This is a genomic window from Arthrobacter sp. B0490, assembly GCF_002929355.1.
Classification (GTDB): domain Bacteria; phylum Actinomycetota; class Actinomycetes; order Actinomycetales; family Micrococcaceae; genus Arthrobacter_D.
Map to the genome: position 1 here is coordinate 1 of NZ_PJIR01000025.1, position 15,776 is coordinate 15,776.

The following is a 15,776-nucleotide window of genomic DNA, read 5'->3' on the forward strand; positions in this document are numbered from 1 at the left end:
ATTCGCGCAAGCCCGCCCGGATGATCGGCCCACTGTGCGGTGGACAATTCGTGGATCGGAGGTTTGCGGCTGGCACCCATGGGCGTAGGCCGTCCTACGCCCATGGGTGCAGCGTCGGGGGAGATGCTGGGGGAGGGTTGAGGGTGCCTTTAGTTCTTGAGGTCGAAGTCCAGGTCCAGGCACTCCGGACTCGAAAGTTCCCGCCAGGTGGAGGTGATCCGGGCGGTGGGTAGCGCTGTGGCGATCGGCATCCGGTCGACGGCGATCAGCTGCGCCAGATCCAGTTCGGTCAGCTTCGCGATGTCGCGGATGGGTGTTTGGAAGGTGCGGAACGGGCCGAGCGGGGGAGCGTCACCATCATCGACGGCACCGGGCCGGGGCACGTCCGGCAGATCCTTCAGTTGGGGTGTCGGGTCGACGACGTAGCCGGTCGCGGCGAGGAATCCGGTTTCGAGAAACACGGCGACCTTGAAGAACTGCAGCGGGATCTCCACGCCCCGGTACACAGGATCCTGGTCGCTGAAAATGGGCCCGGTGAACACGATCAGGCGCCGGCCATGGTCGGCGGCGTTCTCCAGCAGGTACGTCTCCAGGCCGAGCCACAGCTCGAGGCCCTGGTTGAACTCCGCCGCCTGCGGGGCCGCATTCGTGTAGTGGAAGGTATCCTCGTTCGCCTGCGCTGCCTCGGCACGGGTGTCCCCCCAGACTGCGGACGCCCGGCGGGTCAGGTGCCCGCGATCGATGTCGTTGTTTGCGTAGACCCGCTCCCCGGTCTGCTGCTCCTCGGTCAGCCGCGGATCCAGGCGCCAAGCAATGCCGGACCGGTCAAGGTCCATCAGCTTCGCCCCGTCGATGCCGAGCGCGCTGACGGCAGCGAGGCGCTTATTCAGGCGCATCAGTACCGATAAGTGCGTGTAGGGCAGCAGAACCGTCTCGACGTCGTCCAGGGACGGGATGGATACCCGGCGACCGAGGAACTCCTCGTCGAAGCCTTCACGGTCCGACAGGTCCTCGAAGGCGGTCGCAGCGGCAGCTGCAGGAGGGGTTATGCGTGGTTCGGGCAGGGTGGCATCCATCGGCTGAAGGTATCAGCGGCAGGTGACAGGCGGATGAACGCGTCGACCTGGCTGAAAGTTGGGATGAGGAGAATCAGAAGTCATCACTCGGTCTTGTCCTAGCCGAGGTTTCCAGGATTGGTGGCTTCGCTCGCTGGCGCACCCGTAAGGCCGGCCTCTCCCTTAGTGACACGGATCCATTCATCGTTTCCTGCACGAAGGAAGTACGCGTGGTTGCCTGGGGTCAGCGAGGCGGTAACGGCTCTATGCCAGGGTCTGGGGCACATGCTAAGCCGGCTGGCATTCATGAAGGGTGTCAGGCGGGCCGGACAACCTTCGCGGGTTATCAGTACTACACCGCGGCCGGGATGCTCTGGCGGGATTGTTTTTGTTTGTGTGGTCGAGCTTGGTGTCTTGTGATCGTGCGACGGGAGGAGAGAACCCGAGGACGAAGTGGGCTTTTCCTGGCCGGGTCGCCGGGCTGGTCTGCGCCTAAACTTGGGACGGTACGGTGGCGGACCCGGACAGGGGTTTGTTCACGTTCATGGCACGACTGAGCGAGTTGCCCACGAAAGGTTGAGGGAGATGCTGCACCGGTCCGACTTTCCTGTCCCGAGCTTTCGGGTGGTGTGCTGGTGAGCGTGGAGAAGAAATCCGGGCTGGATGAGTTGTGTTCGACACTGTGCGCATCGTTCATCGAAGCGGTGCCGGTGTCGGGGGCCGCATTGTCAGCGTTCAGCGGTTCGATGCAGGAGACCATGCTGGGTGCCAGCGACGACCTCGCCGCTAGGCTCGATGAGCTCCAGTTCGATCTGGGCGAAGGCCCGCGGTGGGAAGCAACCCGCTCCCGGGTCCCGGTCCTCCTCCCCTATGTGCGGTCGATGACGCACGAGAAGTGGCCGGTCTTCGGGAAATCACTGGCCGAGACCGAGGTGCAGGGACTTTTTGTCTTCCCTCTCGTGGTCGGCGCCCTGGACATCGGGGTCGTCGAGCTCTACAGGACCGAACCGGGGGATTTGGGTGAAGCCGGGCTCGGGACGGCACGCGCGCTGGCCGACGGGGCTGCGTGGAGCTTGTTGCGGCGCGTCCTCGCCCCGGACGATGGCGACAACCCCGGCGTCGGCTTGTCTCCGTCGCGTCGGGAGATCCACCAGGCCACAGGGATGGTGCTCGCCCAAATTGGGGGAACGGCCGCTGACGCGCTGCTGCTGCTGCGCGGGCACGCGTTCGCGCATGATCAATCGGTGCGCGAGACCTCCACCGAGGTCCTGGACAGGCAGCTGGACTTCACACCACTACCCCACCGATGAACTGTTAGGGAGGGCTCTACAGTGGAATCCATGAAATCCATCCCCCGTGCAAGTCGGGTCAGCGCAGCGTTCTTGAAGATCGCCGACACTCTCGTCGATGACTACGACGTGCTGGACCTGCTGCACACCCTCGTCGATGAATGCGTCGGCCTGCTCGACGCGACCGCGGCCGGACTGATGCTGGCCGGCCCGGACGGCGTCCTGCAGGTCCTGGCCTCCACCAGCGAGGAAAGCCACCTGATCGAAGTCCTGCAGCAGGAAACAGGGTCAGGGCCCTGCGTCGAGTGCTACACCACCGGTGTTCCGATCACGATCAGCGACATCGCCGGCACCGGGGATCGCTGGCCCGAGTTCAGAGACGCAGCCGTGGCTCTTGGCTTCCAATCTGTCCATGGCTTCCCGATGCGCGTCCGCGGCAGGACCATCGGGGCGATGAACCTGTTCCGCACCGACACGGGGGAACTCAGCGCAGAGGATATCGCGATCGGTCAGGCACTGGCGGACGTGTCGACGATCAGCATCCTGCAGGAGCGCACCATCCGGGAATCCGCCGTCGTCAACGACCAGCTCCAACGTGCCCTCAACAGCCGGATCCTCATCGAGCAGGCCAAGGGCATGATCTCCCACATCTCGACCGTGGACACCAACGAAGCCTTCCAACGCCTCCGTTCCCACGCCCGGGCACACAACACCAGCCTGCGCGACACCGCAGAAGCAGTCCTGAACCGCACCCTCACCCTCTGACCCCCCTCGGAAACGCCCAACCCGCCGAGAACCAGCGGCTCCCATCTAAGCTGCAGGTGCGGTCTCCGCGAACCTCGGCTCGATCGCGAACGGCCGCAAAGACCACCACTGCTGCCGCAGGGGGCATGCTGTCGCCGGGCCGACTGTGCGGGAAACCTTCCTTGCGGTGTTGGCAGGGTGGCTGAATCCCACCGCGCCGACCGACACCGGAGAGTGCAGTGTCGGGCTTAGGGTGGGGGCATGGAAACCGTCACGCGTGCGAGCCGGGTCAGTGCCGCCTTCGTCAGGATCGCGCGGACACTCGTCACGGACTACGACGTCCTGGCTCTGGTGCAAACACTCGTGGAGGAGTGCGTCGACCTGCTCGATGCTTCCGCCGCCGGGTTGATGCTCGTTGGCCCTGACGGTGTCCTGCAGGTACTGGCCTCCACCAGTGACGAAACCTATGTGATCGAGGTCCTACAGCGGGAAACAGGGGCCGGCCCCTGCATCGATTGCTACACCACCGGCAGTCCGGTCACCATCCGCGACATCGCAGGAACTGGGGACCGGTGGCCCAAGTTCAAGGACGCAGCCGCAGCCCAGGGATACAAGTCCGTGCACGCCTTCCCGCTGCGCGTCCAGGGCAGGACCATCGGCGCGATGAACCTCTTCCGCCCCGAAACCGGTGAACTCAGCGAGGAAGACATTGCTATCGGGCAAGCACTGACCGATGTATCGACGATCAGCATCCTGCAGGAGCGCACTATCCGCGAATCCTCCGTCGTCAACGATCAACTGCAACGCGCCCTGAACAGCCGGGTCCTCACCGAACAGGCCAAAGGCATGATCGCCCACATGTCGAACATCAGCACCAATGACGCCTTCCAGCTCCTACGCGCCCACGCCCGATCACACAACATCACTCTCCACGACACAGCGAAAGCGGTCCTGGACCGCACTCTCACCCTCTGAACCCGTGCCCAGGCGCCCGCCCACGCGGAAAAGGTCCTGGACTCACGTCAAACATCCACTGAGGTCAGGCGTTAACCGACAGAGCCACAACCGGTTCCACAGTGGTCCTCAATCAAGCCGTCCTAGCGGTGGTGTTCCGTTTCGATTGTGTGGTGCGGGAGCGTGGGCTGGAAGGTTTACACGTAGCGTTCGCGTAGATCTGCGTGGACGTGAGTAGAGGCATGCTGTTGGTGCTGTTGGTGCTGTTGGTGCTTGTAGGCTCAGGGCCATAGCAGTACCTGTTGTCGATCTGGGTGCTGTTTTTGCGGTGTCTATTGGTCCGGTTTCACCAAGGAAGACTATGAGCTCGCTGACGCACTTGAATGTGAATGATGGCGGAGATGGCGGAGATGGGGCCGGGGGCGGGGGTTCTATTGACGTGGTTATGGCTGCCATGATGGCGGCTGCTGACATCGCACTCATCGTCGACGCCGATCAGCGGATCACCCATGTATCGCTGTCGTTCACGGCGATGACGGGGTACGAACCGGAGGACCTGCTGGGTTTGAATTGTCGTGTCCTGCAGGGTCCGGGTACCGACCCGGCGACTCGGCGTCGGATGAGGGAGGTCATTGCCTCGGGGGAGGCGTTCGAGGGGCAGGTCCTGAATTATCGGAAGGATGGGTCGGCGTTTTGGATTGCCTTACGCATCGTTCCGGTGCGTACGGGGGCCGGGAGAGAGATCACGCATTTCGTGAGCGTTCAACGCGACATCACCAACAAGGTCGCCATGGTGCAGCAGCTGCAGAACCAGGCGCTGCATGACGATGTAACCGGGCTTCCAAACCGGATCGCCGCCGAACAAACGATCGATGACGCAATCAGGGGCTACGCCGACCGGTCCGTGACGACCGCGATCGGTTTGATCGATCTTGATGATTTCCGTGTGGTCAACAATTCCCTGGGTCATGATGCTGGAGATGCGGTGTTGCAGCAGTGGGCGACCCGCGTGCTCGCGCGCCTGTGTGAAGGTGACCTACTGGCCCGGATGGGCGGCGACGAGTTTGTCCTGATCCTCAGGAACATCAACCGGGATGCCTCGGACAAGGGCCTGTCGGAGTTGCTTGACCGACTCCATGAGGCCGTTGAGGAACCGTTCTTGATAGAGGGTCAGGAGCTCCGTATCGGCATGAGTATGGGTGTCGCTTTGGTGCCCGAGGATGGCACTGATAGGCGCTCCATGCTCCGTATTGCTGATGAAGCCCTTTATAGGGCGAAAAGGCGGGCTCCACACACCAACGATGCCTGGTGGGAAGCTGCCAGCCACATCTGGACCGAAGACAGCACCGCAAACGGTTCCGGACATGAGTCAGATCGACACTCCGGCCGGGAGGGGACCGGCCTGGGTGCGGAAAACTATCGTGGCGCCCTAGTAAGTGGGGGCATCGCGGTTTACTACCAGCCCGTGGTGGATCTTCAAGACGGGTCCGTGACGTTGTTCGAGGCTCTAGCCGGCCTGAAACTACCCGGCGGACGCGTTGCACCTCCCGATGAGTTCCTGCCGCACCTCACAGCGACGGAGCTGCGTACCTTGTTCGCAGGAGTGCTCGAGCAGGCCCTGGATTTCATTGCCCGTTGGGACGGACGTGGTGTTCGCCCAAATGTGTCCGTCAACCTGCCCCCGGAGATCCTGCACGACCGCACAGTGCCCCCACTGGTCGCACGACTGCTCCACAGGTACGACATTGAGCCGGGCGGATTGGGCTTGGAACTCCTTGAATCAATGACGATGAGCTTGGAGGCCCAACGCTCGGCCCTGCAGGAACTCGCCGGCCTGGGCGTCCGTCTTGCCATGGACGATCTGGGGTCCGGGTACAGCAGTCTGCAGCGGTTATCGTCGTTCCCTTTCAGCGCGATCAAGCTCGACCGCGGACTGTTCCAGCAGGTTGGTGACCGGCCCCTGGAAACGCTTAGTGTCATGGCTACCCTCCTCCAGATGGGCAGGGATCTGGGCATGACCGTCGTCGTCGAAGGACTGGAAGACCAATGTCTGACGGAAGCGGCAATCATCCTCGGCGCACCACTTGGTCAGGGCTACTACCTCGCCAGGCCTATGGCTGCCGAGAACTGCCTCCCGTGGTTTGACTCGTTTGATCTCGAACTTCACCGGTCCCCGATACACACCTTCCTCGGTGCTCTTGCATATCACTGGCAGTTCGCCCGACTGGCGGCCCCGCACCCGCTCGAACTCACCATCTGTCCGCTGACCAGGTTCCTCGCGGGCAATGCAGCTCCCCCTGAAGTCACAGCCTGGCATGCGCGCCAACACTCCCCGCAGGGGATGCATCCAGCCTCCAGCCGCTTGCTCACCCGCTGGTTTACGGACCACATCCGCGAACGCTCCCAACCCACGTAACCGACACCGCCCACAACGCCGCTGCGCATATCGATCCAGCTATGCCGGGAACATCAATGACGCATACCGGGGCCGCGCCGGTAAAACTAGATCAGTTGAGGATTGAACCAGACTTGGTAGGGAGTGAAGATATGCCATCGGATCCCGGTGCTGCGCCTCACTATACGGTGAGTGACGAGGGCGGATTCTTGCGGGTGAGGTGGGCTCGCGGCGTCACTATGGACGCCGATGATGTTCGATCGAGGATTTCCGAGATCACCGAGATGTCTCCTCGCGGTAAACGACCCTTGCTCGTGCACATTGGTTTGGTCGCCCGAATCACTCCGGAAGCCAAGCAGCTACTCGTCGAAGACACTTCCTCGACCCGTGTTGCCATCCTCAGCGAGGATGAGGTCGGCAGAGTGCTCACCGCGTTCAATCACAGGTCCGCCATGCCGAGCCGGTACTTCAGCAACGAGCGTGAGGCCATCACCTGGCTTACGGAAGACCCGACACGTGAGGCCGACGCAGTGGAGTAACTCCGTCAGCGGCCGCCCTCGACGTCCGTTGAGGATCAGCCCAGGCGGAGCAAGGGTGCCATCTCGTGCTACGAGAACGCTGGCGCTTACTGCTGCGATACACACTCGGGAAATAGGGCTTCTCGTCGAGCTGTCGTCCGTGACCTTCGCCTTTTCATTCTTCAGCTCGGCGAGTGAATCCCTGATCTCGGGACCTAGTTGCCGGCGTCCTCCGGCAGTACCAACGTCCGGCCACGCAATGCTCTCTCGAGCCAACGGCCGAGTTGGCTATTCACCACCTTGATAGACTGGGCCATTGATCAACCCCGTGAGGGGTTGCCCGCCCAGAGCCGATGATAAGGACGGTTTCTCAGCTACCGGTCACCTGGAAGTGGGGCGTGAGATGAGTGAACATGAGCGCGTCGGCTTCGCAGGGGCCCTAACGTGCGTGATCCGTAATGTCCGCCCCGCCGTCGATCACTCCACTGCCGAAGCCCTAGCAAAGTTGCTCGGTGAACAGCTCACCCGGTACAGGGGTAGTGATCATGGGATGAGCGAGGATGAGCTGTTGGCAACCGCGTGGGATCTGAAAGCTGCTGCGAACGCGGGCGACTAGTTTCATCCGGACCTTCGTCGCGCAGGCGAAACGAGCCTGGAAGAACACGAGTGTAGGGAGAGGCTGAAGGATGGCTGCCACCGACCGACGGCACTCCGCCTCCGAGGAATCAACCAGCAAGCATCCCCAAGACTGGGGGCGAGCAATGGCGCGAGCCATCTCCCGGCTGACGGAACTGGCTGAAGAAGCTGGTGACGCTGTAGAGCATGAAGCCCTGCTGGGAGAGGACTTGCAACTCTTCGTCCAGGACTCCGAGTCGGGCGTAATCATCACGGTCTCGTGGACTCCAAGGACGTAGTAGAGCACCGGTCAGCCGTGAGCCTGGCGGCATGATTGAGATGAAGGTGCGCTTTCCCGACAGGACCTGAGCTGGGTGCGCCCTAACATGGTGCCCGTGTCTCTCTCGTGAACCGCGTTCGTCTCGTGAAAAGTGCGCCTGAGTAGGGCAAGCAGCCGTTGCGCCGCGATCACAGAAAAGCTGAAACACAGAAGAACAGAGATGCTGTCATCGTTTCCGCCATGGATCGTCCGGTTCAGTGGTTGATCCATCTGCGCCACATTGTGCAGGGAAAACTCAGTGGATGCCGGAGCGGACTCCACGATGTACGGTGCATTCACGGCCTGCTGGTTTGCAGCCTCGAGTGCTGCAGATGTGTCAGGAACGCGCTTGTTCTTCGGCCTGCGGAGGACTTCATTCTCGGGAGCGGTGGGTGTCATGGATTCGGCGTTGTCTGCTGTGCGCGATCAGGTATTTCGGCGCAACCCTGGTGAGACAGAGTTCCATCAGGCTGTGCTCGAGGTGTTCGACTCGTTGGGGCCGGTGTTGAGGAAACATCCCGAGTTCGTCGATGCGGCGGTACTGGAGCGGCTGTGCGAACCTGAGCGGCAGATCATCTTCCGAGTTCCATGGGTCGACGATGCAGGGGCCGTGCAAATCAACCGAGGGTTCCGGGTGGAGTTCAATTCCGCGTTGGGGCCCTTCAAGGGCGGACTGCGTTTTCACCCTTCGGTGTACTTGGGGATCGTGAAGTTCCTTGGGTTCGAGCAGGTTTTCAAGAACGCGCTCACCGGGATGCCGATCGGCGGTGGGAAGGGCGGCTCGGATTTCGATCCCAAGGGTAAGTCGGATGGGGAAGTCATGCGGTTCTGCCAGTCCTTCATGACGGAGTTGTACCGGCATATCGGCGAGTACACCGACGTGCCGGCCGGTGATATCGGAGTCGGCGGACGGGAGATCGGTTACCTGTTCGGGCAGTACAAGAGGATCACGAACCGGTATGAATCCGGTGTGCTGACCGGCAAGGGGATGAGCTGGGGAGGGTCGCTGGTCCGCCCGGAAGCGACCGGGTACGGAGCGGTCTTGTTTGCCCGCGAGATGCTTCGAGCGCGGGGTCTCGACTTCGAGGGACAGCGGGTTATTGTGTCCGGTTCGGGCAATGTCGCTGTTCACGCCATCGCGAAAGCGAAGCATTTCGGTGCGACAGTCGTTGCCTGTTCGGATTCTTCCGGGTACGTCGTGGACGAGGCGGGCATCGACGTGAACCTGCTCCGCGAGGTGAAGGAAGATGAGCGCGGACGAATTTCCGAGTATGCGCGCCGTCGAGGCTCCGGTGCTCACTTCGTGGCGGGCGGGTCGATCTGGGATGTAGGCGCGACCGTCGCGCTGCCGTGTGCCACGCAGAACGAACTCGACGAAGCCTCCGCCGAAGCGCTCATTCGCTCCGAGGTGTTGGCGGTCGCGGAAGGAGCAAATATGCCATGCACCCCTCAAGCTGTGGAGGCTTTCCAGCAGGCAGGTGTCCTGTTCGGTCCCGGCAAGGCTGCCAACGCCGGTGGTGTTGCAACTTCAGCCCTGGAGATGCAGCAGAACGCCAGCCGCGATTCCTGGACTTTCGAACATACCGAGCAGCGCCTCACCGAAATTATGGTGGGCATCCATGACAGGTGCGCGGCAACCGCGGAGGAGTATGGCCTGCCGGGAGACTATGTCGCAGGCGCCAACATCAGCGGCTTCGTGAAGGTCGCGGACGCCATGCTCGCACTCGGAGTCGTTTGATCACACGTCCCTGATGGTTCTCAGTAGCGGACGGCCGTGCCACAACAGCGAGGAGGCTGTGTACGCCCCCCCCCCGTCCGCTCGAGCTATGACGAGTGCATCCCGGTGCTGCAGCTGTGGAGGGGTCTCGTTAGTGCCATCAGTGTTCTGCCGCTAGTAGGTCGCGGAGCTGCTGGGGGTACTGGTCATAGGTGGCCAAGATGTCTTCGAGGTCGATGAGCGGTGGGAATTCTCTAACCGTTTGATGCTGGGACAGGAACTCTGCGGTCGCTTCGACGACGGTCTTCTCATCGACGTCGGAGAGCCCGAGTTTTTCGACGAGGTCGGGGCGCAGGCGGAACAGCGATTCGAACGTCTGTCCGTCAATGTCCGTCCGCATGCGGTAGTCGTGGTCATTGACCTGGTCGATGTTGAACGATTCGCTCATGCCGTCAACGCTACGTCACACTGCAACGCCATCACCGGGACAGCCCGATCCCGCAAGCCCGACCGGTTTTCTCGACAAAGCCCAAACCATCAGTATGCTGACTTTTCCCGGCGTAGGGTGACACGAAGACCCGGATCACTTCGTGGGTTTTGACTAACGGGTGGAGGACAGCTTGAGTGCAGGTAACCCCGACCCGGTCGAGGACAACATCACCGGTCTGGAACCAGGCGGGGGAGTTCCGCCGGGCGAAACACCGCCGGGCGAAGCAAGCACCACGTGGCAACAAGGGCACGCGGAGAACGACGGCCCGTCCAAGGGCGCCACTGTTTTCTGGCTCGGACTTATCGGTGTGGTCGTGCTGCTGTTTCTGCTTTTCATCGTCGGCTACATCATCGGCATCTTCAACCTCGGCTAAGATCCTGGGTCTGCTCAGCAGCTGGCGACACGGAGACCTGGCGTCGCTCGGCTTGGTCTGACCTTGCCCGGTTTGGCGCACAGCCCGAGCACAACTATTCAATGAACGAGCCTTTGAGTCGCAACCGAAGGAGAACACTGTGAATGACCCTGTTGAACGATCAACGCAGGACGGTTCGGCCGATGAGGAACGGGCGTCCCCTCCCGAGGTCCACAACGACCTTCGGAAAGAGGGAAGCGCTGCACCGAAAGCGCCACCACCCGCCACGTCGGACCCGCAGACGTTGGTAAGCGACGACGATCCGTCGCCGCTTGATGAGATCGAGGACAGCCCTGTGAGACCCAAGAACAGCTGATGCGCTGGCGGGAAAACTGCCGGACGCACGTGGTCACCTTGACCGCTGTGTTGAGATCTGAGAACACCCTTCGGGGTTTCTGGTATGGAGGGTGGATTACGGGCGCACCCCACGGCAGCCCGGTGTCCCTGTTGATCACCAATCAAGAGGAGAGCAGATGTGAAAACACACCAGATTGAGCAGTGGTGGCCGGACGTTGATACCGAAGTGAAGCAGTGGCTGCGAGAACATCAAGGGTCGGCCGGTATCCCGCCAAACGTGCAAGCCGGAATCACGGAGGCTGGAGGTCCCACTGGAGCACCCTTCCTCGATGACGACGACTGGCAGTTCATCCGAACCCAATCCGAGTCCGTGGACTGAGTCTTTTCCCAATGGATGTTGACGATGATCTTGCTGGCCGAGACGAATGTCGAGATTGCTGAGATGTGGTTCAATTCAGGCCGGGTGAGCTGACGATAGGAGTCGGTGTTGAGAGCCGAAAGTGGGGTTCGAACTTCTGCGATCGTGAGCGGGGTTTCCGCCAATGGTCAGCCTGGTCTGCCGGGCGTTTCATTGGTGATCCCGGCATTCAACGAAGAAGCTGTGATCAGGCGTTGCTTGCTGGCGGCGATTCATCAGACGGTGCCGGCGAAGCAGATCATCGTGGTTGATAACGGTTCCACGGATGGCACGGGCGCCGTGGTGGCTCAAGTGCAGGAAGAACACCCCGGTGCCGGGATCGTATTGCTTCAGCAAAATGCAGAGCAAGGAATAATACCTACCCGGGACTTCGGTTTTCAGCAGGCGGGCGGTGAGGTGCTGGGTCGTATTGATGCGGATTCCCTGGTGGAGCCGGACTGGGTGGAACAAGTCCAGCAAGCTTTCCTGAATCCGGGTGTCGCCGCTGTTACCGGTCCTGTGATCTACTACGACATGCCCTGGCGCCGGTTGGGGCTGAAGGCAGACAATGCGGTGAGGAAACTGGTGATGCGGTGGGCCTCACCCCGGTATCCGTTCCTGTTCGGTTCCAATATGGCGGTCCGCCGATCAGCGTGGGAACAGATCCGGTCCCACACGTGCCCGGATGCATCCGATGAAATGCATGAGGATATCGACCTGTCACTGCACCTCAGTGACCACGGGCTGAGAATCGCGTATCTGTCGACCATGGTCGCTGGTGTCTCTGCCCGCCGCCTGGAGGATCCCCCGGAATGCTACCGATACTATGTTGATCGCTTCGACCGGACCTACCGGGCTCACCAAGTACACGGGTGGGCGTTGAAGGTGCCCGCGATGATTTTCCGGACCACTTATTTACCGTTGAAGCTTCTGCGAACGATGAGCTCAGCAGATGCTTAATCTACAGTCCCGGCTTGAGGACGACGACGGTAGCGCCTTACCCTCCCGCGCATCGACATGAACGGACTAGGCACATAAGAACCAGAGGTGGCGCAGCCTGGCAATGCCCGCGCCAGAGCCACCGGCTTCCCCAGGATCATGAAGCAGGATTCGTGCACGGAGCCTAGGGTTAGGGAGGGGCCTGCTGGGCGGTTGAGTAACTACTGTGGAGGATCCAATGACGACCAAGCAGGACGGCCCTGAAGACGATGGACAGCGAGAAGGGGTCGGACCCGAGGGGACCATCCCCGACAGCGGGGACGGTATCGCGGTCAGCTCAACAAAAGAACCATCGAACTTCGAGCCTGAAGAAGACACCCCGGACGAGATCAGCAACGGTAAGGCCTGAGTAGTCAGGAAGTACGGCCCTGAAGATCAGGGAACAGGCACCCAAGCAACGGGAACCTGTCTGAGGTCCGTTCAGTTGCCTCGTTCTCCATGCCGCGCATCGACTCAGCTGCCAATGCGCAGCCCGGTGACATCTGCTGCAGCGTAAGCGCTCTAAGGAACTCCTGCAGGTGTACAGCGCTTCCGGACATGTGCGGTGCTCCGTCTGGCGTTTATCGGCGGAGTGAAAAGCAAGCCTCCCGACGCCTCCGAGTCGAGCAAGCAGCGGCGCCTGGAACTGTGACCACAACAGGTGTGATGCTCGAGGGGCACGGGAGGGCCGGCGCCGACATCGCAGCACCCGATATAAGCCAAGCCACCCGCATCCGCCGAACTGTTCGAGGGTATCGGGTCACCCCCCTCTGCTCCCTGAAGCTTGGCGACACGTTGCACGGCATGGCCGTCGTGATGCGGTTACAGCGTCTGCCCGCGGTGGTCACCACGATCAGGGACCGGTTGTAGGGGGATTCAGGTGCCGAAGCGTTCGCTGATCGTCCTATCCATGATTTCGGCAAGCTGATCCTGCTGTGTGCCGGCGCGGTCCTTCAGACGCTGCAATTTCTTTGGATCAAGCCGGTCATCGAACTGAGACAGCGCGAGCAGCGACGTCCACAAGCTTTCTTTACCATGAACGGCAGACTGCAGGGCCTCAAGCTCGAACTGACCAGCCATGCCCTTGCTCATACGCAGGGGATTCAAGGGACCGGCTTTACTCAGCTGTCCACCTACCCACGCCAAAGCGGTTTTTGCAGTACCCAAGGTATAGCCGAGGCTTCCTATCAGGGCAGCGAGATCGTTTCGGTCCTCTACGATGTCCCGGTGCAACCCGGCCAGCACAGGTTCGAAGGCGGTGCCCTTCCATGTTTGTTCAGCCGCTCCAAAAAGCCGCACCCCGGACTCGGCGGCCATCAGATGATTACCGAGATACCCAGAAAGCTTCGCGTCATCAATAACCATTCTCATCTCTCCGTCGTCGCACTGCTGGTTCCGGCCGAATTGCCTCGCCACAACAGCTAGAAGGGTGAATAGGTGGTCAACCTATCCCACTGGGCAGCGGATTCCCTCCGAATTGAGGGAACCCCGTGCCGGCCAGCGAGAGTTTACTTAGCGAGGAAGGTGATGAGGGCCTGGTTCCACTCGTCGGGGTGGCTGACGTTGCAACCGTGAGGGGCGCCGGCGATGACATGAAGTTCACTACCCAGTAGTGCCGCATGAATGCGCTGTCCGGATCCTTCGAAGGGAACGACGCCGTCGCCATCGCCATGAAGGACCAAGGCCGGAACGGTGACCTTGGGCAGGTCATCGCGGAAGTCCGTCGCCGATGCGCAACGTGGTGACCCGGGAGGCGATGAACGCGACGCTGATGGCCATCGCGATCAGCAGCGTCATGCCCGGCTGCCGGGACTTCAGCTCTGATACCCCGCCCTTCAGGAAGGGCGTGCCGCCGTAGACGAAGATGACCGTACCGAGGATCGGGGCGATCAGTGTGGAGCCCGGGAACTCCGGTGGCATGTACCCGAGGAGCATCGTGAACATCGGGCTGAAGGCGACGACGGGGACCGTGAGGACCGAAGTGATCCCAAACCGGTTCTTGAACATCGCTGTCGAATGGCCGGCGTGCTCCCCGTGGGAGTGCAGCTGATGATCGTCGTCCGTGCCGTGCCGTGCCGTGGTTGGTGTGGTCGGCCTTCGCTGTGTGCCCTGCATGGAGCGCGGGGGGCGCCGGTGATGGGCTGCTCCTTGGTGGACAACGCCGAGTGGGGGTGGCGGTCGGACATGGCCTGACCGTGCGTCGGCTCAGATTCCGGGGCCTGATGGTCCGAGTGGTTGTGGTGCTGGTTCGTGCTCATGATGACTCTCCCTCCGGCACCCGGACAGGTGCCCGTACCGAGGCGTATGGCCTAGGCGCTGGTGAGCTGGTAGCCGGCCTTCTCCACGACATCCTGGACGGCCGTTCGGGAGAGGCTCTGGCTGCTGATGACGCCGGCGGTCGAGATGCCGCCAGGAACGAGGGTGATCTGTACGTCCTGGACTCCATCGAGCGCGTTGAGGGCACTGCTGACCCGGCCGGCGCAGGAGACGCAGGTCAGGGCGGTCACCAAGTACTCGGCCGTCACCGTATTCTCGGTCGTCGCGGACCGCTCGGCGGCCTGCTGTGGCGCGCAACAGCCACATGACCCACTAGGGCTCGTGTCCCGGATCGGAAGTTCCGACATCGACGAAGCCGACAGGGTTCCGGGCGTAGAAGGAATTGATGCGTTGCACATGGTGCCTCCAAGGAATTGATGCGAATCCGTATAGGAAGGCCGAGACGGACCTGGCGGCCGCAGACGGGCCATCGCCGCCAGTCTCGGGCGCCTGATGGTGCCTCACCGTTCTGTTATCTCACCGAGAGTGCTTGTGAGGTCCCGACGTGACCGAAACTATACCCCCGGGGGGGTATACGTCCAGCATCTTTCGTTCCCTGTAGATGCTGATTAATTGATGGTCGGCCGGAGGGGGCAGAAGTTAGCGTGACAGCAGGGCTCCAGCCCCGGATTCCCTCGGTCTGAGTGCGTCGGCACCAGGTCATACCCGGTCATACGACGAAGGAGCGGAAACAATGACCCACATTACCTCCATGCTCAAGAGCTACCCGAAGGACCTCGGCGGCATCGACCGGCAGAAACTGGCTGAATGCATCGCGGCATGCTTTGAGTGCGCACAAACCTGTACTGCGTGTGAGGATGCGTGCCTGAGCGAGAAAATGGTTGCCGACCTCACCCGGTGCATCCGCACCAACGCCGACTGCGCCGACATCTGCACCACCACCGGCCGGGTTCTCTCACGACACGCCGGCTATGACGCGAACATCACCCGCGCGATCCTGCTCGCCTGCGAGGTCGCCTGCAAGGCATGCGCCAACGAATGTGAGCAGCACGCCGGCATGCACGAGCACTGCAGGATCTGCGCCGAAGCGTGCCGCCGCTGCGAAACGGCCTGCCGCGAGGTCGCCGCAACCCTCGGCTAGGACGGACACGCGCCGCGAAAAATTAGGAACAGAGGGGAACCTGCAGGAGCTGCACACCGAACGAGTGGCTGCCAAGGAGTTGGTGGGTATAGCTGGAGAACTTAGCGTAGGAGCCGGCCGATGGCCTGTGTCGCTTCCTTGATCTTCAGATCGAGGGTGTCGACGCCCTCGGAGGAGT

At 61.7% G+C, this 15,776-nt stretch carries 15 protein-coding genes and 1 pseudogene; 11 read left to right on the top strand and 5 right to left on the bottom strand.

Features of this window, described 5'->3' with window-relative positions; translation table 11 throughout:
* Positions 1-149: 149 nt before the first annotated feature.
* Entirely contained in the window at positions 150-1,076 is a 927-nt protein-coding gene (locus tag CXQ97_RS18040) for a DNA/RNA non-specific endonuclease (RefSeq protein ID WP_104182275.1), read from the bottom strand.
* Positions 1,077-1,690: 614 nt separating this feature from the next.
* Between CXQ97_RS18040 and CXQ97_RS18045 the strand changes: the two genes are divergently transcribed.
* The 7 genes from CXQ97_RS18045 (at position 1,691) to gdhA (ending at position 9,627) form a co-directional block, all read left to right on the top strand.
* On the top strand, positions 1,691-2,365 hold the full coding sequence (locus tag CXQ97_RS18045; protein ID WP_258062757.1) for a GAF and ANTAR domain-containing protein: 675 nt from the start codon (positions 1,691-1,693) through the stop codon (positions 2,363-2,365).
* Positions 2,366-2,395: 30 nt separating this feature from the next.
* On the top strand, positions 2,396-3,109 hold the full coding sequence (locus CXQ97_RS18050; RefSeq protein ID WP_104182276.1) for a GAF and ANTAR domain-containing protein: 714 nt from the start codon (positions 2,396-2,398) through the stop codon (positions 3,107-3,109).
* A 240-nt stretch (positions 3,110-3,349) separates the two neighbouring features.
* Positions 3,350-4,063 (top strand): GAF and ANTAR domain-containing protein, encoded by a 714-nt coding sequence (locus CXQ97_RS18055; protein ID WP_104182277.1) that lies wholly within the window; start codon positions 3,350-3,352, stop codon positions 4,061-4,063.
* Positions 4,064-4,403: 340 nt separating this feature from the next.
* Entirely contained in the window at positions 4,404-6,458 is a 2,055-nt protein-coding gene (locus CXQ97_RS18060) for a bifunctional diguanylate cyclase/phosphodiesterase (protein WP_104182278.1), read from the top strand.
* Positions 6,459-6,625: 167 nt separating this feature from the next.
* Entirely contained in the window at positions 6,626-6,976 is a 351-nt protein-coding gene (locus tag CXQ97_RS18065) for a hypothetical protein (protein WP_146069712.1), read from the top strand.
* A 295-nt stretch (positions 6,977-7,271) separates the two neighbouring features.
* The gene (locus tag CXQ97_RS18070) at positions 7,272-7,571 is read left to right on the top strand and encodes a hypothetical protein (protein WP_146069713.1); all 300 of its coding nucleotides are present in this window, start codon (positions 7,272-7,274) and stop codon (positions 7,569-7,571) included.
* A gap of 715 nt (positions 7,572-8,286) precedes the next feature.
* A complete protein-coding gene (gene gdhA, locus CXQ97_RS18075) occupies positions 8,287-9,627 on the top strand; it encodes an NADP-specific glutamate dehydrogenase (protein ID WP_104182288.1) in 1,341 nt (446 codons plus the stop codon).
* A 139-nt stretch (positions 9,628-9,766) separates the two neighbouring features.
* Here the strand turns inward: gdhA and CXQ97_RS18080 are convergent, their stop codons facing one another.
* On the bottom strand, positions 9,767-10,054 hold the full coding sequence (locus CXQ97_RS18080) for a hypothetical protein (RefSeq protein WP_104182281.1): 288 nt from the start codon (positions 10,052-10,054) through the stop codon (positions 9,767-9,769).
* A gap of 172 nt (positions 10,055-10,226) precedes the next feature.
* Here CXQ97_RS18080 and CXQ97_RS18085 point away from each other — a divergent pair, with 172 nt between their 5' ends.
* The 3 genes from CXQ97_RS18085 (at position 10,227) to CXQ97_RS20005 (ending at position 12,550) form a co-directional block, all read left to right on the top strand.
* Positions 10,227-10,469 (top strand): DUF6480 family protein, encoded by a 243-nt coding sequence (locus tag CXQ97_RS18085; RefSeq protein WP_104182289.1) that lies wholly within the window; start codon positions 10,227-10,229, stop codon positions 10,467-10,469.
* Between the two features lie 859 nt (positions 10,470-11,328).
* The gene (locus CXQ97_RS18095; RefSeq protein WP_258062760.1) at positions 11,329-12,162 is read left to right on the top strand and encodes a glycosyltransferase family 2 protein; all 834 of its coding nucleotides are present in this window, start codon (positions 11,329-11,331) and stop codon (positions 12,160-12,162) included.
* 217 nt (positions 12,163-12,379) lie between these two features.
* A complete protein-coding gene (locus tag CXQ97_RS20005) occupies positions 12,380-12,550 on the top strand; it encodes a hypothetical protein (protein ID WP_181035146.1) in 171 nt (56 codons plus the stop codon).
* Positions 12,551-13,056: 506 nt separating this feature from the next.
* Here CXQ97_RS20005 and CXQ97_RS19670 read toward each other — a convergent pair.
* The 3 genes and pseudogenes from CXQ97_RS19670 to CXQ97_RS20010 all read right to left on the bottom strand — a co-directional run bounded on the left by CXQ97_RS19670 (position 13,057) and on the right by CXQ97_RS20010 (position 14,705).
* Positions 13,057-13,545: a hypothetical protein gene (locus tag CXQ97_RS19670; protein WP_146069714.1), complete on the bottom strand. Its 489-nt coding sequence runs from the start codon at positions 13,543-13,545 to the stop codon at positions 13,057-13,059.
* Positions 13,546-13,902: 357 nt separating this feature from the next.
* A pseudogene (locus CXQ97_RS18115) lies at positions 13,903-14,295 on the bottom strand (heavy metal translocating P-type ATPase); the annotation flags it as partial.
* 194 nt (positions 14,296-14,489) lie between these two features.
* Entirely contained in the window at positions 14,490-14,705 is a 216-nt protein-coding gene (locus CXQ97_RS20010) for a heavy-metal-associated domain-containing protein (protein WP_181035147.1), read from the bottom strand.
* Between the two features lie 485 nt (positions 14,706-15,190).
* On the opposite strand from CXQ97_RS20010, the gene CXQ97_RS18125 reads away from it, so the two are divergent.
* The gene (locus tag CXQ97_RS18125) at positions 15,191-15,598 is read left to right on the top strand and encodes a four-helix bundle copper-binding protein (protein ID WP_104182286.1); all 408 of its coding nucleotides are present in this window, start codon (positions 15,191-15,193) and stop codon (positions 15,596-15,598) included.
* Positions 15,599-15,776: the final 178 nt, after the last annotated feature.